The following is a 20,288-nucleotide window of genomic DNA, read 5'->3' as shown; positions in this document are numbered from 1 at the left end:
CGTTGGCCTGCGGCCCGCAGGCTACGGACTACGCCCGCACAATCCAGCCCGTCCGGCGATTGAGGACGCGGCCGCAGGCCGCCCCCGCCGCAGGCGGCGAACCGGACCGCGGCCGGAGTCGGAGCAGGCCGGAGACCGGGTCGCGGCCGCCGCCAGGCGGGTTCCGCAGAGCCGCCGGAGGCCGCGGCATCCACCGATACACTGCGGAGCAACACCGCGCCCGGGCTCACAGCGTCGTGCGTCACACGCGGCTGCCCTTCACCGCCTGCGGCCGTCGGGACGGCCGTCCCTCAAAGGACTAGTGAGGACCACGTGAGCACTGCCCCGCCCCGTAAACCCGTCGTACTCATCGCCGAAGAGCTCTCGCCCGCGACTGTCGACGCCTTGGGTCCGGACTTCGAGATCCGGCACTGCGACGGCGCGGACCGCGCCGCGCTGCTGCCCGCCGTCGTCGACGTGGACGCCGTCCTCGTGCGCAGCGCGACGAAGATCGACGCCGAGGCGATCGCGGCCGCGAAGCGGCTGCGGGTCGTCGCACGGGCCGGCGTCGGTCTGGACAACGTCGATGTCGCGGCCGCCACCAAGGCGGGCGTGATGGTCGTCAACGCCCCGACGTCCAACATCGTCACGGCCGCGGAGCTCGCGTGCGGCCTGCTGATCGCCACCGCCCGCAACATCCCGCAGGCCGACGCGGCGCTGAAGAACGGCGAGTGGAAGCGCTCGAAGTACACCGGTGTCGAGCTGTCCGAGAAGACGCTCGGCGTCGTCGGCCTCGGCCGGATCGGTGTGCTCGTCGCCCAGCGCATGTCCGCGTTCGGCATGAAGATCGTCGCGTACGACCCCTACGTACAGCCCGCGCGGGCCGCGCAGATGGGCGTCAAGCTGCTGACGCTCGACGAGCTGCTGGAGACCGCGGACTTCATCACCGTCCACCTCCCGAAGACCCCCGAGACGCTCGGGCTCATCGGCGACGAGGCGCTCCGCAAGGTCAAGCCGTCGGTGCGGATCGTCAACGCCGCGCGCGGCGGCATCGTCGACGAGGCGGCCCTGGCCAGCGCCCTGAAGGAGGGCCGGGTCGCCGCCGCGGGCCTGGACGTCTACGCCCAGGAGCCGTGCACCGACTCGCCGTTGTTCGAGTTCGACAACGTGGTCGCCACCCCGCACCTGGGCGCCTCCACGGGCGAGGCGCAGGAGAAGGCGGGCATCGCGGTCGCGAAGTCGGTGCGCCTCGCGCTCGCCGGCGAGCTGGTGCCGGACGCGGTCAACGTCCAGGGCGGGGTCATCGCCGAGGACGTCAAGCCGGGTCTGCCGCTCGCCGAGAAGCTCGGGCGCATCTTCACCGCGCTGGCGGGCGAGGTCGCGGTCCGGCTCGACGTCGAGGTGTGCGGCGAGCTCACCCAGCACGATGTGAAGGTGCTCGAACTCTCCGCGCTCAAGGGCGTGTTCGAGGATGTCGTCGACGAGACGGTGTCGTACGTCAACGCCCCCCTGTTCGCGCAGGAGCGGGGCGTCGAGGTCCGGCTGACCACCAGCTCGGAGTCGGCCGAGCACCGCAATGTGGTGACTGTGCGCGGCACGCTGTCGGGCGGGGACGAGGTCGCCATCTCCGGCACGCTCGCGGGCCCCAAGCACCTGCAGAAGATCGTCGCGGTCGGTGAGCACGACGTGGACCTGGCGCTCGCCGAGCACATGGCGTTCCTCCGCTACGACGACCGGCCCGGCGTCGTCGGCACGGTCGGCCGCATCCTCGGCGAGGCGGGCATCAACATCGCCGGGATGCAGGTGTCCCGTGCGACGGAGGGCGGCGAGGCGCTGGTCGCCCTCACCGTCGACGAGTCGATCCCGGCCCCGGTCCTCGGGGAGATCGCGACGGAGATCGGCGCGGCGTTCGCCCGCGCGGTCGACCTGACGACCTGACGGACCGGCGGACCGGGACCTACGGACCGGCGGCGCGCACGCGGGCCCCGGCCGCACCCCCGAGGTGCGGCCGGGGCCTTGTGCCGGGTCAGCCCTTGCGGCCGGCGCCCTGGTTCGCGGCGTCCCGCAGGAACTCGTCGAAGGTGATGACGTCGTCGCCCGACGGCACCGTGATCCTCGGGTCGGCGCCGTAGTCCGAGTACTCCTCGGTCGTGGTGTGCTCCTTGGTGCCCTTGCCGTGCTCCTGGGCCTTGACGACGAGGTCGTCCGCGCCGATCCAGAGGTCGATGTCGGCCTTGTCGACCCCTTCCTTGCCCTTCACATAGAGGTCGCGGAGCCATCCCTCCACCGCGTCGCCCTTGTACTGCGCGAGCTCGGAGATCACGACGGAGCCCTTGACGTGGCTCGTGGCCCGGCCGCCGACGGTCTCGTCGCCGACCTTCGTGAGGTCCTTGGCCGTGGCGAGCGCGCCGAGCAGCAGCGGGAGATAACCCTCGGCGCGCTTCTCCTGCCCGTCCTCCGGCTTGCTGTCGGACTTGAGCCACTTGCCCCCGGCGAGACCGGCGTTCTTGGTGTAGATCGCCTTGTCGTCGCTGATCATGTCGTTGAAGCTGTCCAGCTTGGGGTTCTCGTTCGGCGGCCCCCACAGCTTCTTCCGCTGGAGTTCGGGCTTCCGCGAGAAGGAGACCTCGGCCCGGATCTCGCCCTTCTCGGTCCTGGTCGTGTTCTTCGTCAAGTACGAGTTCTGCTGCGCGGTCTTCAGCGCGGCGGCCTTCAGCACGGTGCGGGGGTCCCGCGTATCCGCCTTGGCCACGTTGCCCTTTGCGCCGTCCTTGTTCTTCCCGCCGTCGCTCCCGGAGCCCTGGCCGCCGCCACCGCACGCGGCCAGACTCAGGACGAGAGCGGCCCCCGTGGCCGCCATGACGCTTTTCCGGATCGCCTTCACGGCTTTTGATGTCCTTTGCCTCGTTTTTAACAACCTGGAAAGCGTACGCGACCCTTATGCGGCCTTGATGCCCGGGTTTGACCCGCGATCCTTCCGGGCCCCCGCATGATCGACGAACGCCGCGGGCCACTTGCGGTCGTCCGGCCCGGAGTTCACGCTTTCCCGCATGGGCGCACCGCGACGGCCGCCGAGCCCGGCCCCCTACTTACGGATCGCCGCCGAGCTCCGCGACCGCATCTCCTCCGGTGAGCTCCGCGCGGGCGGGAAGGTGCCGTCCACGCGGCAGATCACCCAGGAGTGGGGCGTCGCGACGGCCACCGCCACCAAGGTCCTGGCGGTGCTCCGGCGGGAAGGGCTCGTACGGGCCGTGCCCGGTGTGGGCACCGTGGTGGCGGCGCCCGGGGTTCCCGGGGCCCCCGCGGCGCCCCGGCGGGGGAGGGCGCGGGAGGGCGGGCCCGCCGTGCTCACCCGGGAGCGCGTCGTGCGCACCGCCGTCGCGATCGCCGACGCCGACGGCGCCGCGGCCCCGTCCATGCGGGCCATCGCGGCCGAACTCGGCGTCGCCACCATGGCGTTGTACCGCTGTGTGCCCGGCAAGGGCGAGCTGGTCGGCCTGATGGCGGACGCGGCCTTCGGCGAGGAGCGGCCGCCGGACGACGCGCCCACCGACTGGCGGGGGCGCCTGGAGACGGCCGCGCGCCTCCAATGGGTGCTCTACCGCCGTCACCCCTGGCTCGCCGGTACCGCCTCGCTCACCCGGCCACCGCTCACCCCGCACGCGCTGGCCCATGTGGAGTGGGCGGTGGCCCCGCTCGTCCGGCTGGGCCTGCACCCGCGCGCCGTGCTGCACATCGTCGGCACACTGGCGGGCTATGTCCGGGGTGTCGCCCTGAACCGGGGTCAGGGCCGGGACGACGGCCCGGCCCTGGACGCGCTGTTCGAGTTCGGGCTGCTGCGACTGCTGGACGGGATGGGCACGTACATCGACGGGCCGTGACGGCGCGGACGTCCCGGCCGCGCATGCCGCCGCGCCGTCACTCGGGCGCGGGCCCGTCCGTCCGCCCGGCCCGCAGTGCCGTCACCGTCAGGGCGGCCGCGAGCAGCAGGACCGCCGTGCCGCCGACCGCGGCGATGTTCATGCCGTGCGTGAACGCCTCGCGTGCCGCGGCCAGGACGGAGTGCCCGGCCCGTTCCGGCAGCCGGGCCGCGACGGCCGCCGCGCCGCCGAGCGTCTCGCGCGCCGACGCCAGCGCGCCGTGCGGCAGTTCGCCGGAGAGCGAGCCGGTGACGTCGCGGCGGTAGACGGCCACGCCGACGCTGCCGAAGAGCGCCATGCCGAGCGCCCCGCCGAACTCCTGGCCCGTCTCCAGCAGGGCGGCCGCGCTGCCCGCCTTCTCCGGCGGGGCGGTGCCGAGCGCCATGTCCGAGACCAGGGCCATCACCGTGACGATGCCGCAGCCGACGACCGCCGACCCGGCGAGGGTGAGCACCAGTGAGTCCGTGCCGCAGAATCCGAGCAGGGCGTAGCCGGCGGCGGCGATCACGAAGCCGGCGGCGATGACACGGGACGTGGCGAACCGCTGGCCCGCCACGGTGGCGAGCGGCGCGGCGGCCCCCACCGCGAGCGACGGGACGGTGCCCCACAGCGCGGCCTCCAGCGGGCTCTTGCCGAGGACGGACTGGAGGTACTGCGTGGTGAAGTAGGCGGAGCCCATCATCCCGAACGCCGCGACCGTGTTGATCCCTATGCCCGCGCCGAACGCGCGGTGCCGGAACAGCTCACGGCTGATCATCGCGTCCCGCCGGGTCCGCTGGCGGCGGACGAAGACCGCGCCGATCGCCAGGCCCGCGGCCACGCACAGCACCCTGGACACGGTGAACCCCTCGGCGGCGATCTCCTTGAGCCCGTAGATCACCGGGAGCACGGCGCCCATCGACAGCGGCACGCCGAGCAGGTCGAACCGGCCGGGCGCGGGGTCCTTGGACTCCGGGACGAGCAGCGGGGCGAGGACCAGGAGCAGCACCATCGCGGGCACGTTCACCAGGAAGACCGAGCCCCACCAGAAGTGGTCGAGCAGCAGCCCGCCCAGCACGGAACCGAGCGCGATGCCGCCGGCCATGGCCCCGGACCAGATGCCGATCGCCTTGGTGCGCTGGGCGGGGTCCCGGAACATCGTGCGCACCAGCGCCATGGTGCTCGGCATCAGGGTGGCACCGCCGATGCCGAGCACGGCCCGCGCCGCGATGAGCGTCTCGGGGTTCCGCGCGTAGGCGGCGGCCACCGAGGCGGCACCGAACGCCACCGCCCCGAACAGCAGCAGCTTGCGGCGGCCGATCCGGTCGCCGAGCGACCCCATGGTGATCAGCAGCCCGGCGAGGGCGAACGCGTACGCGTCGAAGATCCACAGCTGCTGGGTGGCGCTCGGCGCGAGCTGCTCGCTGATGGCGGGGATGGCGAAGAACAGGACGGACACGTCCATCGAGACCAGGAGGAGAGGCAGCAGGAGGACGACGAAGGCCGTCCACTCCTTGCGCCCGGCACGGGTGCTGGGGTTCGTCATGCCGAGGAATATACGAGCGTCTTAAACGCTTGTCTAGAACGCTTGTATAAGACGTCTGTATGAGACGGCTGTATGGGACGCGTGTCTAGTACGCGCGTATGGGGCCGAGTTAGGCTGCTGACATGGGACATCGCGAAGATCTGCTCGACGGCGCGAAGGCGTGCCTGCTGGAGAAGGGGTGGGTGCGCACCACCGCGCGCGACATCGTCTCCGCCTCCGGCGCCAACCTCGCCTCCATCGGCTACCACTACGGCTCGAAGGACGCGCTGATGATGGCGGCGTTCATGAAGATGACCGAGGAGTGGGGCGACCAGATGAGCCGGGCCCTGGCCGTGGGTGCCCCGGAGGGTGCCTCCAGGGCGGAGCTCCTCGCGGCCAAACTGGACACGCTGACCGCGGGGTTCGAGGAGAACCGGAAGTTCTGGGAGGTCCAGCTGGAGGTGGTCGGCCAGTTGGGGAGCAACCCCGAGCTGAAGGGGTGGTTCGCCGGCGTGTTCCCCGAGGGCCGCGAGGGCATGGTCGCGGTCTTCGAGGGCGTCGAGGACTGCTATGTGAACGACGACGCGACGCGCACCGCGGGCTCCTTCTACCACGCCCTGTTCATCGGCATGTGGGTCCAGTGGGTCGTCGACGCCAAGTCCGCGCCGACGGGCGCCGAACTGGTCGAGGGCATGCGCCGGGCGCTGGCCGGGGAGGTCTTCGGCCCGTCCGTGTCCCCCGCCGACGTGGAGCGGCACCCGCACGGCACCGCCTGACGGCGCCCCGATGTCCGGCGGCGCCGCTCAACTGCCGCTGTTCAGGGCCCTGTTACCCGCACATGGGCCGGGCCCGGCCGGCTGTCGGCTGTCGGTCGTCGGTCATCGGTAGGAATCGACCAGCCGGGCCAGGTGCCGCCCCGCGATGAGCAGCGGCTCCTCGCTCCGCGCGACCTGGGCCGCTAGCTCCGCCCCCTCCAGCGTGTGGATCACCGTGTGCGCGAGCTCGTACGCGTCCTCCTCGCCGATCCCGGAGCGGCGGAGCCGGTCGGACACCAGCCCCCGCCAGCGCTCGAACGCCTCCGCCGCCGCCCGCTGGATGTCGGGGGCGCGCCCGGCCGTGCCCAGGCTCGTCGCCGTCACCGGGCAGCCGTCGATCCAGTCCGAGGCCCGCAGCTCCTCGGCGACCGCGCGGGCGGTGGCGGCCACCGCCTCCGCCGGGTCCTCCTCGCCGTCGAGCACGGCCCGCAGCACATCCGCGAACTCCCGGTCGCCGTGGCGGATCGCCTCCGCCGCCAACTCCTGCTTGCCGCCCGGGAAGAAGTGGTAGACCGAGCCGAGCGTGGCCTCCGCCTCCCGGGAGATCTGCTTGATCCCGGTCCCCTCGTATCCCTGACGCTGCATCAGCCGTGACGCGGCCCGGACGATCCGTTCGCGCGTACCGAGCGCGGCGGCGTCCGCGCCCGCCTGCGTAGTGGTCTTCACCCTCGAAGGATATCCAATAGAGCGTTCGTTCCAGAGCGTGCTAGGTTCCTCTCTAGATAGAGCGTTCGTTCTAGAGGGGGGAATTCCCTTGTCTTTTCAGGCTCTTCCGGACAAGCAGGCCGTCACCGTCATCGGTCTCGGCCCCATGGGCACGGCGATGGTCGAGGCGTTCCTGGCCGCAGGGCACCGCGTGACCGTCTGGAACCGCACCGCCGCCAAGGCGGACGCCCTCGTCGCCAAGGGCGCCGAGCGGGCGGCCACGGTCGAGGAGGCGCTGGCCGCCAACGAACTGGTGGTCCTCAGCCTGACCGACTACGACGCGATGTACGCGATCCTCGGACCCGCCACCGCCGCACTGGCCGGCCGGGTCCTCGTCAATCTCAGCTCCGACACCCCGGCGCGCGCCCGCGAGGCGGCCGAGTGGGCCGCCGGGCACGGCGCCCGGCACCTCACCGGCGGGGTCCAGGTGCCGCCGTCGGGCATCGGCTCACCGGAGTCCGCCACCTTCTACAGCGGCCCCGAGGACGCCTTCGCGGCGTACGAGGACACCCTGAAGGTGCTCACCGGCACGGACTACCGCGGCGCGGACCCGGGCCTGGCCGCGCTGTACTACCAGCTCCAGATGGACGTCTTCTGGACCACCATGACCGGCTACCTGCACGCGGTCACCGTCGCCGAGGCCAACGGCATCCCGGCGGAGCGCTTCCTGCCGTACGCCACCTCGACGGTGGCCTCGATCCCGGGCTTCCTCGCGTTCTACGCCCCGCGGATCGACGCCGGACGGCACGACGGCGACGTCGACAGACTCGCCATGGGCACCGCCAGTGTCGAGCACGTCGTGCACACCACCGAGGACTCGGGCGTCGACGGCTCACTGCCCGCCGCGGTCCTGGAGATCTTCCGGCGCGGCCTGGCGCAGGGGCACGCGGGCGACAGCTTCACCAGCCTGATCGAGACCTTCCGGAAGCGCCCGGCGTGACCGGGCCGGGGGCGTCCGTCCCGAACGCGTGCCGATGCGGCGTATTCCGTCGTTATGCGGAATGTCGTTGTACGGAACGCGGCCGGACCACGCGCAGCCGACGGCGGGGCCCAGTCCGCTTCCCTTGCCCGTCACCCGGTGACCAGAGAACGGAAGCCCCCATGAGCATCACCCGTGTCAGCATCGACTCCGACCTGTGCATCGGCGCCGGCCAGTGCGTCCTCACCGCTCCCGGTGTCTTCGCCGAGGACGAGGACGGCTTCGGCACCGTCGCCCCCGGCAGGGAGGACGGCGGGGGCGACCCGCGCGTACACGAGGCGGCGCGGGCCTGCCCGTCGCAGGCGATCATCGTCGAGGAGGACTGACCCGCTCCGCGGCCCCGCGACGGCCCTACAGCCGGTCCGCCTTCAGCGCCATGTGCAGCAGGAGGCGGCCCTCGCCGTCGTCCAGGTCCAGCCCCGTGAGCTGCTCCACCCGCGACAGGCGGTAGTAGAGCGTCTGGCGGTGGATGCCCAGCGCCGCGGCCGTACGGCCCGCCTGGCCCGCGCAGTCGAGGAACACCTCGGCGGTGCGGGCCAGTTCCGTGTGGGCGGGGGCCAGCAGCGGGAGGACCGACGGATCCGCCGCGGCCCGCGCGGGCAGCGCGGCCAGGACGCGGTACGGGCCGATCCCCGACCACTCCGCCACCGGCCCCAGCCGGGCCTCCGCACCGGCCGCCCGCGCGGCGGCCAGCGCCTCGCGCCACGCCTCGGGCAGCTCCGCGAGCCCCCGCCGCGGGGTGCCGAGCCCGGCGGTCGCCCGCCCGCCCCGTACGGCCGGGCCGCCCGCCCGCGGCGACCGCAGCAGCCGGTCGGCGGCCGTGAGCGCGGGCGCGGGCGAGGCCGTGGCCCGCAGCCGGATCAGCGCGGCCAGGGCCGCCGAGCCGTCCGGCAGCGCGTCCGGCACCGCGCACAGCGCCGCCACCCCCGACTGCCCGGCCAGCGCCGCCCCCGCACCGTCCGCCGCCGCCCCCTCCGCCTCGCCGTCGGTGTCGCCCACGATCCGCCACGGCGCCACCGCGACCAGCGCCAGCGGCCCGTCCGCCGCCTGGCCCAGCGCCTCCCGCAGCGCGGCCCGCGCCGCGTCCCGCCCCGCCGGCCTGCCGGCCAGCAGCTCACGCAACAGCTCGCCCAGCTCCGCGCCCGCCCGCGCCTCGGCGGCCAGCAGCGCCCCGATCCGGGCGGCCGTCTCCATCGCCTGGGCGAGCCGCGGGTCCGCGAACGGCTCGGCGAGGTCCAGCCCCGCCAGGTGCTCGTCGTCCAGCAGCCAGACATAGCCCAGCACCACACCCCGGTGCCGCACGGGCAGACAGATACGGCCCTTGAACACCCCCGCCGCCGGGTCCGGCGGAATCCGCAGCGGCGCCTGCGCCCGCGCGATCCCGAACGCCTCGAACCACGCCCGCACTGCTGCCGTCGACCGCCGCTGGAGGATCGACCGCGTCCGCACCGGGTCCATCGTCAGCTCGACGTCGTCGTCACTCTCATGGGCGCCGAAGGCGATCAGCCCGAAATCCCGGTCCTCCAGCGTCGCGGCCGCGCCGAGCGCGGCCGATATCTCGTCCACGAGCTGCTGATAGTCGCCGCGCATGCGCCGCCGCGCTCCCTTCCGGCCCCCGTGGAAAGCCCGGCCGAGCCCGTTATGGCCCGAATTCGATCCCCGGATTCATGTGCCGGTCACTATTCTCATACATATGTCTGAGATCCGGGCCACGGATGCGTGACAGCTGTCGATGGCCGTGACCCGCCCTGATCTCTAGTTTTCACGATGAGTTACTTCTGCCGCCTCCCCGCGTGGGACCGGCCGTCATCGTGGAGGTGCCCAGTGCTGGGTCCTGTGCTGCTCGCCGCGTCCCGCAGCGATGCCATCCGCCGTATCGTCTCGGCCGCTCCGGTCACCCGCCCCGTCGTGGACCGCTTCGTCGCGGGCGAGCGCCTCGACGAGTCCATGGCCGCCGTACGGTCCCTGAACCAGCGCGGTCTGGAGGTCACCCTCGACCACCTCGGTGAGGACATCACCGACCCCGCGGAGGCCCTCCGCACCCGCGATGCCTACCTCGCCCTCGCCGAGGCCCTCAAGGAGCAGGGCCTGGGCACCCGCGCCGAGATGTCCGTGAAGCTGTCCGCCTTCGGGCAGGCGCTGGCCGGCGGCCACGACCTGGCGCTCGCCAACGTCACCCCGGTCGTCGAGGCCGCCGCCGAGGCCGGCACCACGGTGACGCTGGACATGGAGGACCACACCACGGTCGACTCCACGCTGGCGATCCTCGCCGAGCTGCGCAAGAAGTTCCCGCAGACGGGCGCCGTCCTGCAGTCCTACCTCTTCCGCACCGAGGACGACTGCCACGCGCTCGCCGGGGAGGGCTCCCGGGTGCGCCTGGTGAAGGGCGCCTACAAGGAGCCCGCCTCCGTCGCCTACCAGGACAAGCGCGAGGTCGACCTGGCCTACGTCCGCTGCCTGAAGATCCTGATGGCGGGCGAGGGCTACCCGATGATCGGCTCCCACGACCCGCGCATGGTCGCCATCGCGCAGGAGCTCGGCCGCCGCCACGGGCGCAAGCTGGACGAGTACGAGTTCCAGATGCTCTACGGCATCCGCGAGGCGGAGCAGGAGCGGCTCGTGGCGGACGGCCACCGGATGCGCGTGTACATCCCGTACGGCACCGACTGGTACGGCTACTTCATGCGACGCCTCGCGGAGCGCCCCGCCAACCTGACCTTCTTCCTGCGCTCGCTCGCGACGCGCGGCTGAATATCCGACCCCTGATCGAAGGAGATTACGACCATGGATGCTGTGACCCAGGTCCCCGCCCCGGTCAACGAGCCGGTGCACAGCTACGCCCCCGGTTCCGCCGAGCGCGCCCGGCTGGAGGCCAAGCTCAAGGAGCTGGCCGACAACCCGATCGACCTGCCGATGACGATCAACGGTGAGAAGCGGATGGGCGGTGGCGAGCCCTTCGACGTGGTCCAGCCGCACAACCACGCCGCCGTCCTCGGCACGTTCCACAACGCCACCCGGCAGGACGCGCAGGACGCCGTCGATGCCGCGCTCGCCGCGGCCCCGGCCTGGCGCGCGATGTCCTTCGACGACCGCGCCGCGATCATCCTGCGCGCCGCCGAGCTGCTGGCCGGCCCCTGGCGCGAGACGCTGGCCGCCTCCACCATGCTGGGCCAGTCCAAGACCGCCCAGCAGGCGGAGATCGACACCCCCTGCGAGCTCGTCGACTTCTGGCGCTTCAACGTGCACTTCGCGCGCCAGATCCTCGCCGAGCAGCCGGTCGCCAACTCCGCCGGCGTGTGGAACCGCAGCGACCACCGCCCGCTGGAGGGCTTCGTCTACGCGATCACGCCGTTCAACTTCACGGCCATCGCGGGCAACCTGCCGACCGCGCCCGCGCTCATGGGCAACGTCGTCGTCTGGAAGCCGTCCCCGACCCAGACCCACTCCGCCGTGCTGCTGATGCAGCTGCTGGAGGAGGCGGGCCTGCCCAAGGGCGTCATCAACCTGGTGACCGGCGACGGCATCGCCGTCTCCGAGGTGGCCCTGAACCACCCCGAGCTGGCGGGCATCCACTTCACCGGTTCCACCAAGACCTTCCAGTACCTGTGGAAGACGGTCGGCACCAACATCGAGAAGTACCGCTCCTACCCGCGCCTGGTCGGCGAGACCGGCGGCAAGGACTTCGTCGTCGCCCACCCGAGCGCCGACCGCGGCATCCTGAAGACCGCGCTGACCCGCGGCTCCTTCGAGTTCCAGGGCCAGAAGTGCTCGGCCTCCTCCCGCGCCTACATCCCGCGTTCCATCTGGGAGGACGGCTTCAAGGAGGAGTTCGCAGCCGAGGTCGACGGCATCACCATGGGTGACGTCACCGACCTGTCGCACTTCATCGGCGCCGTCATCGACGACCGTGCCTTCGCCAAGAACAAGGCCGCGATCGACCGCGCCAAGGCCGACCCGTCCTGCACGATCGTCGCCGGCGGCACGTACGACGACTCGGTCGGCTACTTCGTCCGCCCGACCGTCATCGAGTGCACCGACCCGGCCAACGAGGTCTTCACGACCGAGTACTTCGGCCCGATCCTCGCCGTGCACGTCTACGAGGACGGCGACTTCGACGCGATGCTCCAGCAGATGGAGTCCGTCTCGGCGTACGCGCTGACCGGCGCGGTCATCGCGCAGGACCGCGCCGCGGCCGCCGACGCCATGGCCAAGCTCCGCTTCGCCGCGGGCAACTTCTACATCAACGACAAGTCGACGGGCGCCGTCGTCGGCCAGCAGCCGTTCGGCGGCGGCCGCGCCTCCGGCACCAACGACAAGGCCGGTGCCGCGTCCAACCTGACGCGCTGGATCTCCTCGCGCTCCATCAAGGAGACGCTGGTCCCGCCGACCGACTACCGCTACCCGCACATGGGCTGATCCCCGCCCAGCGGTGAGCTCCGCCCCCGACCGGCCCCCCAGCCGGCCGGGGGCGGTGTCGTATCACCGATGCGCCGTCTCAGATGCTAGGACGTCCGACTAATGGTGGAGACAACGAAGCGCCACGGGCTTAGCGTGGGAACAGCCGATCGTCCCGCTCCATCGAGCGATGGCGGCCGCGGCCCGGTGCGTCCGCGCAGGTGATCCCTGTCGCACCCGGCCCCCGCCCGTGTTCCCGGCTTCTTCGAATCCTTCTCGGGGCTTACGCAGAGGAGACGTGACTCATGGCCGACACCGCTGTCCGCAGGACCCGCCGCACCCCCCATTCCGACGCGCGCGACTCCGACCGGGCGAACGCCGCCGCTGCCCTCCAGCGTGCGCTGGACCGTCGTGACAACGGCGGCGCGACCGGTCACTGACCCGGTCACTGACGACCCGGGCGCTCCACAACGAAGTGGTCGATGCGCTCACCGGTCTCCGCCAGCGCCGTCACCCGCAGCCGCGGGTGACGGCCGGGCTCCGCCTCGACGGCGAGGAAGGAGTAGTCGGTGTAGCGCACCCGCGACCACTCCACCTGCTCCTTGTGCTTCCCGCCGCCCTTCACCCAGTGGAAGGTGGAGACGCTCTCGACGTCCTTGACGTGGCCCTCGTAGCTGTCGGGCGCCGGGAAGTCGTACAGCGACTTCCCGGCCGCGCCGGCCGTCACATAGACGATGCCCTCGCGCGAGGAGTCGACGGTCCCGCCGATCGGCACCTTCTTGGAGACACGCTGTCCCTTGATGGCGTCGGTGCGCTCGTAGACGTGGTTGTGGCCGTTGATGACCAGGTCCACCTTGTGCTTCTCGAAGAGCGGCAGCCAGGTGTCGCGCACCCCGCCGTCCGAGGCGTGGGAGTTGGTCGTCGAGAAGGTGCAGTGGTGGAAGAAGACCACCACGAAGTCGATGCCCCGCTGCCCGCGCAGCTCGCCCAGGCGCCGGTCCAGCCACGCGGTCTGCTTGCCGCCGCTGTAGCCGGTGTTGGCGGTGATCTCGTACGAGACGTCGTTGGCGTCCAGCGCGACGACGCCCACATTGCCGTACGTGAAGGAGTAGACGCCCGGCGCGTGCTTGGTGTCGAAGCCGTTGGCGGGCAGCGACCAGCGGGCGCTCTGGCCGCCGTAGCCGTTGGGGGAGTACCAGGCCTCCATGTCGTGGTTGCCGGTGGTCACCATCCACGGCACGCTCTTGGCCACCGACTCGGTCTGGGCGAGGAACTGGTCCCAGGCGCGGGCGTCGTAGACGTCGTCCGGCTTGCCCTCGCCGCTGTTGTCGGCGTAGCAGATGTCACCCGCGTGCAGATGGAAGGCGGGGTTCTGGCCGAGGATCAACTGGTCGTTGGCGAGGGCGTGGTAGCTGACGCCCTGGTCGCCGAAGGCGGTGAAGGTGAACTTCTCCGCGCGCGCCGGGGCCGTGCTGAACGTCCCTATGGTGGGCAGGTTGCGGGCGTCCGCCGGGTCGAAGCCGTCGTGGCCGACGCCGTAGTAGTACGTCCGGCCGGGCTGCAGTCTGTCCAGGGCCACGTGCAGATAGACCTGGTCGACGGCCGGGAGCTTCTTGGACAGCGCCGGGGTGTGCAGGGTGCGCACCTCCGCGTCGATCCGGTGGCTGAGGTCCCAGGGCTTCAGGCCCACCCGTACGAACGGCCGCTTGACCGCGAACGGTACCTGCCAGGAGATCCGCATCTGCGTCTTCGGGTCGGCGCCGAAGGCGAGGTGGCGGCCGAACGGCGCGACGTGCCTGCCGTCCACTCCGGTGGTCGCGGCGGAGGTGAGCAGGGTGGGGGAGGCGACCGAGGGCGCTGCGTACGCGCTGGTGACGCCGCCGCCCAGCAGACCCGCGCCCGCCACGGTGCCCGCCGTGACGGCGCCGGCGCGGAGCATGCCGCGCCGCGTCAGCCTGGTCCGCAGATACTCGTGCTGCTCGGCCATCGTCATCCGGCTCGCGAGCTGTTGGGGGATGCCTACGCGTGGTGTGTCCATGGCGCAGAACGTGCCAGGGATGGACGACCGGAGTGCGGACTTTGCATGAACGCGACCTATACGAATCGCAATGTGTCCGCATGGTGGACGGAGTGTGTCATCCAGCGGGACGGCGGAGTACGGTCCCGTCATGTCTCGCAGCATTCGCCTCGCAGTGATCCCCGGTGACGGCATCGGCCGGGAAGTCGTGGCCCAGGGCCTCAAGGTCCTCGGCGCGGTGCTCCCCCCTGACGTGAAGCTGGAGACCGAGGAGTACGACCTCGGTGCCCGGCGCTGGCACGCCACCGGTGAGACCCTTCCCGACGCCGAGCTGGACTCCCTCAAACGGCACGACGCGATCCTGCTCGGCGCGATCGGCGACCCGTCCGTGCCCTCCGGGGTACTGGAGCGCGGGCTGCTGCTCAAGCTGCGGTTCGCCTTCGACCACTACGTCAACCTGCGTCCGTCGAAACTCTTCCCCCACACGGCGACTCCGCTCGCGGGCCGCCCCGCCATCGACTTCGTCGTCGTCCGCGAGGGCACCGAGGGCCCGTACACCGGCAACGGCGGCAGCCTGCGCACCGGCACCCCCGCCGAGGTCGCCACCGAGGTCAGCGTCAACACCGCCTACGGCGTGGAGCGCGTGGTGCGCGACGCCTACGAGCGCGCCCGGTCCCGCCCGCGCAAGAAGCTGACCCTGGTCCACAAGAACAACGTCCTCGTGTACGCGGGCCACCTCTGGAAGAGCGTCTTCGACCGCGTCGGCCTGGAGTACCCCGAGGTCACCACCGACTACCTGCACGTCGACGCCGCGACGATCTTCTTCGTCACCCAGCCCGAGCGCTTCGACGTCATCGTCACCGACAACCTCTTCGGCGACATCCTCACCGACCTCGCGGCCGCCGTCACCGGTGGCATCGGCCTCGCCGCCTCCGGCAACATCAACCCCGGTGGCGAATTCCCGTCGATGTTCGAGCCGGTCCACGGCTCCGCGCCCGACATCGCGGGCACCGGCAAGGCCGACCCCACGGCCACCGTCCTCTCCGTGGCGCTGCTGCTGCGCCACCTCGGGTACGAGCCGGAGGCCGCCCGCGTCGAGGCCGCCGTGGGCGAGGACCTCGCGGCACGCGGCACCGCGTTCCGCACGACGGACCAGATCGGCGACGCCCTCGCCGCCCGCGTATCCGTCGGCTGAGCATCCGGCCTGCTGCGCGCTCGCGCGGTCGGGTGCCACCATCGACCCAGGGCCGCGCAACACGTTTTCCGTCCACGGCCCCACGAGCGATAATCGAACGTGGGGCCGCGTACGAGGGGATTCTCGGACGTCCTGTACCGGACAGGGCGGAGTGAGTTCGCGGTCCGCCACTCTCAAAGGTGAAGGACACGGATTCATGACGAAGCCCACGATCGAGCTCAAGCCTTCCTCGCACCCGCTCTCGGACGCCGAGCGGGAGCAGATCCTGGCCAACCCCGGTTTCGGCCGCCACTTCACCGACCACATGGTGACCATCAAGTGGACCGAGGGCCGCGGCTGGCACGACGGACAGCTCGTGCCGTACGCGCCGCTGTCGATCGACCCCGCGAACATGACGCTGCACTACGCGCAGACGATCTTCGAGGGCGCCAAGGCGTACCGCCAGCCCGACGGTTCGGTCGCCATCTTCCGCCCGGAGGAGAACGGCAAGCGCCTCCAGGCGTCCGCCCGCCGCCTGGCCATGCCCGAGCTGCCCGTCGAGACCTTCATCGAGGCGTGCGACGCGCTCGTGGGCCAGGACAAGGCGTGGGTGCCGAACTCCGGCGAGGCCTCGCTCTACCTGCGGCCCTTCATGTTCGCCACCGAGGTCGGCCTGGGCGTGCGCCCGGCCAACGAGTACCTCTTCGTCGTCATCGCCTCGCCCGCCGGCGCCTACTTCCCCGGCGGCGTGAAGCCCGTCTCCGTCTGGCTCTGCGAGGAGTACGTGCGCGCCGCCCCCGGCGGCACCGGCGCGGCGAAGGCCGGCGGCAACTACGCCGCCTCCCTCGTCGCCCAGGCCCAGGCCGCCGAGAAGGGCTGCGACCAGGTGGTCTGGCTCGACGCGATCGAGCGCCGCTGGATCGAGGAGATGGGCGGCATGAACCTGTACTTCGTGTACGGGGCTGCGTCCGATGAAAAGAAGAGGATCGTCACCCCCGAGCTCACCGGCTCCCTCCTCCCGGGCATCACCCGCGCCTCGCTGATGACGATCGCCGCGGACCTCGGCTACGAGGTCGCCGAGGGCCGCATCTCCGTCGACGACTGGAAGAACGCCAACGCCGACGGCACCCTCACCGAGGTCTTCGCGTGTGGCACCGCCGCCGTGATCACCCCGGTCGGCTCGGTCAAGTCCACCCGCGCCGACTGGACGATCGGCGACGGCGAGCCCGGCGAGGTCACCCTGAAGCTCCGCAAGGCTCTCCTCGACATCCAGACCGGCGCCGCGCCCGACACCCACGGCTGGATGCACCCGCTGGGCGGCTGAGCCGGTTCCGTACGGGCAGTACGGACAGTACGGACAGGCGTACTTGCGTGCGTCGTGAACACAACGCACGCAAGTACGCATGATCGTTGTCGCCCGGACCCTTGTCCGAAACCTTGCTGTTCCGTCACCGTGATCCACCATGGGACAGCACTGGAAGAAGATCTGGGTCGGCTCCGCGGGCAACATGGTCGAGTGGTTCGACTGGTTCGTCTACGCGAGCTTCGCGACGTACTTCGCGGGAGCCTTCTTCCCCGCGGGCAACGACACCGCCAAGCTCATGAACACCGCAGGCATCTTCGCGGTCGGCTTCTTCATGCGGCCGGTCGGCGGCTGGCTGCTCGGGCGGGTCGGCGACCGCAAGGGCCGCAAGGCGGCGCTCACCCTGACCGTCTCCCTGATGTCGGCCTCCGCCGTGCTCATCGCCGTCGCCCCGACCTACGCGGTCGCGGGCTACGGCGGCGTCGCCGTCCTGCTGATCGCCCGGCTGCTCCAGGGCCTCTCCGTCGGCGGCGAGTACGCGGCCAGCGCCACCTACCTCACCGAGGCGTCCGCGCCGGGCCGCCGCGGCTTCGCCTCCAGCTTCCAGTACGTGTCCATGACGGCGGGCCAGATCCTGGGTCTCGGACTCCTGATCATCCTCCAGCACACCCTCTCCAGCGGCGAACTGCACAGCTGGGGCTGGCGCATCCCCTTCGTCGTGGGCGCGCTCGGCGCCGCCGTCATCTTCTATCTGCGGCGCAACATGCTGGAGACCGAGGCCTACGAAGAGATCGCGGAGACCGGGGGAACGGACGCGGCGGACGCGATGGAGAAGGAGGAGCGGGGCACCATCCGGGCGCTGCTCCGCCACAAGCGCGAGGCGTTCCTCGTCATCGCGCTCACCATGGGCGGCACGGTGGCGTACTACACCTACACCACCTACCTCACCAAGTACCTCTCCAACAGCGCCGGTCTGCCCAAGCAGACCGCGACCCTGGTCAGCTTCTGCGCGCTGATCGTCTTCGCCTGCCTCCAGCCGCTCGCCGGGGCGCTCTCGGACCGCATCGGCCGCCGCCCGCTGCTGATCACCTTCGCGGTGGGCTCCACGTTCCTGACCGTCCCGATCATGACCCTGCTCCGGCACGCGGGCTCCTTCTGGCCCGCGCTCGGACTGTCGCTGCTCGCCCTGGTCGTCGTCACCGGCTACACGTCGATCAACGCCTGTGTGAAGGCCGAACTGTTCCCCACCGGCATCCGCTCGCTGGGCGTGGCCCTGCCGTACGCCGTCGCCAACGCGCTCTTCGGCGGCACGGCGGAGTACGTGGCCCTGTGGTTCAAGAAGGCGGGCGTCGAATCGGGCTTCTACTGGTACGTGGCGGGCTGCGCGGCGGTCTCCCTGGTCGTCTACCTCACGATGCGCGAGACGCGGGACATCGACCTGAAGGGGGTACGGCGGGCGGAGGCGTCCCGAACGCCCGAAGTGACCGCATCGTGAGACCGGGCCGCACCACGGCGGAACCCGTGCCAGGATGGCCCCGTGCTCAACCTCGTCACGATTATTGGCAGTGAGCGCGCCGGTCCGCAGTGACCCCGCCGTACCCACGACGTACGGCGCGGCCACCGTCGTCCCAGACCCGCGCGCAGACCTCTCGCACCCGCGAGAGGTCTTTTCGTTTCCCGGCACCACCTCGCCGGGGCCGAGGGCGCGCGATCATGAGGGGACGGTGGAACCGGTCAGTCCGGTAGACCGAGATCCGACAGGAGTCAGAGCAGCATGACGGACGCAACCGACGACAGCTTCCATGTCTTCGACACCACCCTGCGGGACGGCGCCCAGCGCGAGGGCATCAACCTCACCGTCGCCGACAAGCTGACCATCGCCCGGCACCTGGACGACTTCGGCGTCGGCTTCATCGAGGGCGGCTGGCCCGGTGCCAACCCCCGGGACACCGAGTTCTTCCAGCGGGCCCGCCTGGAGATCGACTTCAAGCACGCCCAGCTCGTCGCGTTCGGTGCCACCCGCAAGGCCGGGGTCCGCGCGGAGGACGACCCGCAGGTCGCCGCGCTGCTCGCCTCGGAGGCCCCGGTCGTCACGCTGGTCGCCAAGTCGCACGACCGCCACGTCGAACTCGCCCTGCGCACCACGCTCGACGAGAACCTCGCGATGGTGCGCGACACCGTCGCGTACCTCCGGTCGCAGGGCCGCCGCGTCTTCGTCGACTGCGAGCACTTCTTCGACGGGCACCGTGCCAACCCCGGCTACGCCACCCAGGTCGTCCGCACGGCACACGAGGCGGGCGCCGACGTGGTCGTGCTCTGCGACACCAACGGCGGCATGCTGCCCGCCCAGGTCGGCGCCGTCGTACGGACCGTGCTCGCCGACACCGGCGCCCGGCTCGGTATCCACGCGCAGGACGACACGGGCTGCGCGGTCGCCAACACCCTCGCCGCCGTGGACGCGGGCGCCACACACGTGCAGTGCACCGCCAACGGCTACGGCGAGCGCGTGGGGAACTCCAATCTCTTCCCCGTGGTCGCCGCCCTGGAGCTCAAGTACGGGCGCAAGGTGCTGCCGGAGGGCTCGCTCGCCGAGATGACCCGGATCTCGCACGCCATCGCCGAGGTCGTCAACCTCACGCCCGCCACCCATCAGCCGTACGTCGGTGTCTCCGCCTTCGCGCACAAGGCCGGACTGCACGCGTCCGCGATCAAGGTCGACCCGGACCTCTACCAGCACATCGACCCCGAACGCGTCGGCAACACCATGCGCATGCTGGTCTCCGACATGGCGGGCCGGGCCTCCGTCGAGCTCAAGGGCAAGGAACTGGGCATCGACCTGGGCGGCGACCGCGAACTGATCGGCCGCGTCGTCGAGCGCGTCAAGGAACGCGAGCTGGCCGGTTACACCTACGAAGCCGCCGACGCCTCCTTCGAGTTGCTGCTGCGCCAGGAGACGGAGGGCCGGGCCCGCCGCTACTACCGCGTCGAGTCCTGGCGGGCCATCGTCGAGGACCGCCCCGACGGCACGCACGCGAACGAGGCGACCGTGAAGCTGTGGGCCAAGGGCGAGCGCATCGTCGCCACCGCCGAGGGCAACGGCCCGGTCAACGCCCTGGACCGCGCGCTGCGGGTGGCCCTGGAGCGCATCTATCCCCAACTCGCCGCACTCAAGCTCACCGACTACAAGGTCCGCATCCTGGAAGGCAGCCTCGGCACGGGCTCGATCACCAGAGTCCTCGTCTCCACCAGCGACGAACGCGGCGAATGGTCCACGGTGGGAGTGGCGGAAAACGTCATCGCGGCATCGTGGCAGGCCCTGGACGACGCCTACGCGTACGGCCTGCGACGCGCGGGGGTGGAACCGCAGGAGTAGTGCGGTGTCCTCAAACGCCGGACGGGCTGAATCGCCTGCAGGTTGCGAACTGCGCCCGCAAATCCAGCCCGTCCGGCGATTGAGGACGCGGCCGCAGGCCGCTCCCGCCGCAGGCGGCGAACCG

General features: G+C 71.4%; 17 protein-coding genes. 12 read left to right on the top strand and 5 right to left on the bottom strand.

The genetic code is table 11. The features are described from left to right. The first annotated feature begins 312 nt into the window (after positions 1-312). Positions 313-1,917, top strand: a complete 1,605-nt coding sequence (serA, locus tag ACWD4A_RS18000) for a phosphoglycerate dehydrogenase (RefSeq protein ID WP_451194879.1) — start codon at positions 313-315, stop codon at positions 1,915-1,917. Between the two features lie 88 nt (positions 1,918-2,005). Here serA and ACWD4A_RS17995 read toward each other — a convergent pair whose 3' ends face one another. Then, on the bottom strand, positions 2,006-2,839 hold the full coding sequence (locus ACWD4A_RS17995) for a hypothetical protein (RefSeq protein WP_451194878.1): 834 nt from the start codon (positions 2,837-2,839) through the stop codon (positions 2,006-2,008). 190 nt (positions 2,840-3,029) lie between these two features. Between ACWD4A_RS17995 and ACWD4A_RS17990 the strand changes: the two genes are divergently transcribed. Next, the gene (locus tag ACWD4A_RS17990; RefSeq protein WP_451194877.1) at positions 3,030-3,860 is read left to right on the top strand and encodes a GntR family transcriptional regulator; all 831 of its coding nucleotides are present in this window, start codon (positions 3,030-3,032) and stop codon (positions 3,858-3,860) included. 37 nt (positions 3,861-3,897) lie between these two features. Here the strand turns inward: ACWD4A_RS17990 and ACWD4A_RS17985 are convergent, their stop codons facing one another. Next, positions 3,898-5,424: an MFS transporter gene (locus ACWD4A_RS17985; RefSeq protein ID WP_451194875.1), complete on the bottom strand. Its 1,527-nt coding sequence runs from the start codon at positions 5,422-5,424 to the stop codon at positions 3,898-3,900. 122 nt (positions 5,425-5,546) lie between these two features. Between ACWD4A_RS17985 and ACWD4A_RS17980 the strand changes: the two genes are divergently transcribed. Beyond that, positions 5,547-6,179, top strand: coding sequence for a TetR/AcrR family transcriptional regulator (locus tag ACWD4A_RS17980; protein ID WP_451194873.1), 633 nt, complete (start codon positions 5,547-5,549; stop codon positions 6,177-6,179). A 102-nt stretch (positions 6,180-6,281) separates the two neighbouring features. On the opposite strand, the gene ACWD4A_RS17975 is transcribed toward ACWD4A_RS17980, so the two are convergent. After that, positions 6,282-6,884 (bottom strand): TetR/AcrR family transcriptional regulator, encoded by a 603-nt coding sequence (locus ACWD4A_RS17975; RefSeq protein WP_451194871.1) that lies wholly within the window; start codon positions 6,882-6,884, stop codon positions 6,282-6,284. 88 nt (positions 6,885-6,972) lie between these two features. On the opposite strand from ACWD4A_RS17975, the gene ACWD4A_RS17970 reads away from it, so the two are divergent. Together ACWD4A_RS17970 and ACWD4A_RS17965 are read left to right on the top strand one after the other, a co-directional pair. Then, complete coding sequence (locus ACWD4A_RS17970; protein ID WP_451194869.1) at positions 6,973-7,863, top strand: NAD(P)-dependent oxidoreductase; 891 nt, start codon at positions 6,973-6,975, stop codon at positions 7,861-7,863. A 161-nt stretch (positions 7,864-8,024) separates the two neighbouring features. Then, positions 8,025-8,228 (top strand): ferredoxin, encoded by a 204-nt coding sequence (locus ACWD4A_RS17965; RefSeq protein WP_451194867.1) that lies wholly within the window; start codon positions 8,025-8,027, stop codon positions 8,226-8,228. A 25-nt stretch (positions 8,229-8,253) separates the two neighbouring features. Here the strand turns inward: ACWD4A_RS17965 and ACWD4A_RS17960 are convergent, their stop codons facing one another. Then, complete coding sequence (locus ACWD4A_RS17960) at positions 8,254-9,492, bottom strand: PucR family transcriptional regulator (RefSeq protein WP_451194866.1); 1,239 nt, start codon at positions 9,490-9,492, stop codon at positions 8,254-8,256. Positions 9,493-9,726: 234 nt separating this feature from the next. Here ACWD4A_RS17960 and ACWD4A_RS17955 point away from each other — a divergent pair, with 234 nt between their 5' ends. The 3 genes from ACWD4A_RS17955 to ACWD4A_RS17945 all read left to right on the top strand — a co-directional run bounded on the left by ACWD4A_RS17955 (position 9,727) and on the right by ACWD4A_RS17945 (position 12,737). Continuing rightward, entirely contained in the window at positions 9,727-10,653 is a 927-nt protein-coding gene (locus tag ACWD4A_RS17955; RefSeq protein WP_451194864.1) for a proline dehydrogenase family protein, read from the top strand. 33 nt (positions 10,654-10,686) lie between these two features. Beyond that, positions 10,687-12,318: an L-glutamate gamma-semialdehyde dehydrogenase gene (gene pruA, locus ACWD4A_RS17950; protein WP_451194862.1), complete on the top strand. Its 1,632-nt coding sequence runs from the start codon at positions 10,687-10,689 to the stop codon at positions 12,316-12,318. Positions 12,319-12,602: 284 nt separating this feature from the next. After that, positions 12,603-12,737: a hypothetical protein gene (locus ACWD4A_RS17945; RefSeq protein ID WP_451194860.1), complete on the top strand. Its 135-nt coding sequence runs from the start codon at positions 12,603-12,605 to the stop codon at positions 12,735-12,737. Positions 12,738-12,742: 5 nt separating this feature from the next. Here the strand turns inward: ACWD4A_RS17945 and ACWD4A_RS17940 are convergent, their stop codons facing one another. Further along, positions 12,743-14,335, bottom strand: a complete 1,593-nt coding sequence (locus tag ACWD4A_RS17940; protein ID WP_451194858.1) for a purple acid phosphatase family protein — start codon at positions 14,333-14,335, stop codon at positions 12,743-12,745. A 130-nt stretch (positions 14,336-14,465) separates the two neighbouring features. Between ACWD4A_RS17940 and ACWD4A_RS17935 the strand changes: the two genes are divergently transcribed. The 4 genes from ACWD4A_RS17935 (at position 14,466) to cimA (ending at position 20,164) form a co-directional block, all read left to right on the top strand. Then, positions 14,466-15,509, top strand: coding sequence for a 3-isopropylmalate dehydrogenase (locus ACWD4A_RS17935; RefSeq protein ID WP_451194856.1), 1,044 nt, complete (start codon positions 14,466-14,468; stop codon positions 15,507-15,509). Positions 15,510-15,705: 196 nt separating this feature from the next. Next, the gene (locus tag ACWD4A_RS17930) at positions 15,706-16,812 is read left to right on the top strand and encodes a branched-chain amino acid aminotransferase (RefSeq protein WP_451194854.1); all 1,107 of its coding nucleotides are present in this window, start codon (positions 15,706-15,708) and stop codon (positions 16,810-16,812) included. Positions 16,813-16,951: 139 nt separating this feature from the next. Further along, positions 16,952-18,286 (top strand): MFS transporter, encoded by a 1,335-nt coding sequence (locus ACWD4A_RS17925; RefSeq protein WP_451194852.1) that lies wholly within the window; start codon positions 16,952-16,954, stop codon positions 18,284-18,286. 279 nt (positions 18,287-18,565) lie between these two features. After that, positions 18,566-20,164, top strand: coding sequence for a citramalate synthase (gene cimA, locus ACWD4A_RS17920; protein ID WP_451194850.1), 1,599 nt, complete (start codon positions 18,566-18,568; stop codon positions 20,162-20,164). Positions 20,165-20,288 lie beyond the last annotated feature (124 nt).

The organism is Streptomyces sp. NPDC002537 (assembly GCF_053594975.1).
This window is presented reverse-complemented; position numbering and strand designations above follow the sequence as displayed.

Excerpts from the sequence above, each read along its gene's own strand:
- ACWD4A_RS17995 (WP_451194878.1), bottom strand. The coding sequence starts at position 2,839 with ATGGCGGCCACGGGGGCCGCTCTCGTCCTGAGTCTGGCCGCGTGCGGT.
- ACWD4A_RS17990 (WP_451194877.1), top strand. The coding sequence starts at position 3,030 with ATGGGCGCACCGCGACGGCCGCCGAGCCCGGCCCCCTACTTACGGATC.
- ACWD4A_RS17985 (WP_451194875.1), bottom strand. The coding sequence starts at position 5,424 with ATGACGAACCCCAGCACCCGTGCCGGGCGCAAGGAGTGGACGGCCTTC.
- ACWD4A_RS17980 (WP_451194873.1), top strand. The coding sequence starts at position 5,547 with ATGGGACATCGCGAAGATCTGCTCGACGGCGCGAAGGCGTGCCTGCTG.
- ACWD4A_RS17965 (WP_451194867.1), top strand. The coding sequence starts at position 8,025 with ATGAGCATCACCCGTGTCAGCATCGACTCCGACCTGTGCATCGGCGCC.
- ACWD4A_RS17960 (WP_451194866.1), bottom strand. The coding sequence starts at position 9,492 with ATGCGCGGCGACTATCAGCAGCTCGTGGACGAGATATCGGCCGCGCTC.
- pruA (WP_451194862.1), top strand. The coding sequence starts at position 10,687 with ATGGATGCTGTGACCCAGGTCCCCGCCCCGGTCAACGAGCCGGTGCAC.
- ACWD4A_RS17945 (WP_451194860.1), top strand. The coding sequence starts at position 12,603 with ATGGCCGACACCGCTGTCCGCAGGACCCGCCGCACCCCCCATTCCGAC.
- ACWD4A_RS17940 (WP_451194858.1), bottom strand. The coding sequence starts at position 14,335 with ATGGACACACCACGCGTAGGCATCCCCCAACAGCTCGCGAGCCGGATG.
- ACWD4A_RS17935 (WP_451194856.1), top strand. The coding sequence starts at position 14,466 with ATGTCTCGCAGCATTCGCCTCGCAGTGATCCCCGGTGACGGCATCGGC.
- ACWD4A_RS17930 (WP_451194854.1), top strand. The coding sequence starts at position 15,706 with ATGACGAAGCCCACGATCGAGCTCAAGCCTTCCTCGCACCCGCTCTCG.
- ACWD4A_RS17925 (WP_451194852.1), top strand. The coding sequence starts at position 16,952 with ATGGGACAGCACTGGAAGAAGATCTGGGTCGGCTCCGCGGGCAACATG.
- cimA (WP_451194850.1), top strand. The coding sequence starts at position 18,566 with ATGACGGACGCAACCGACGACAGCTTCCATGTCTTCGACACCACCCTG.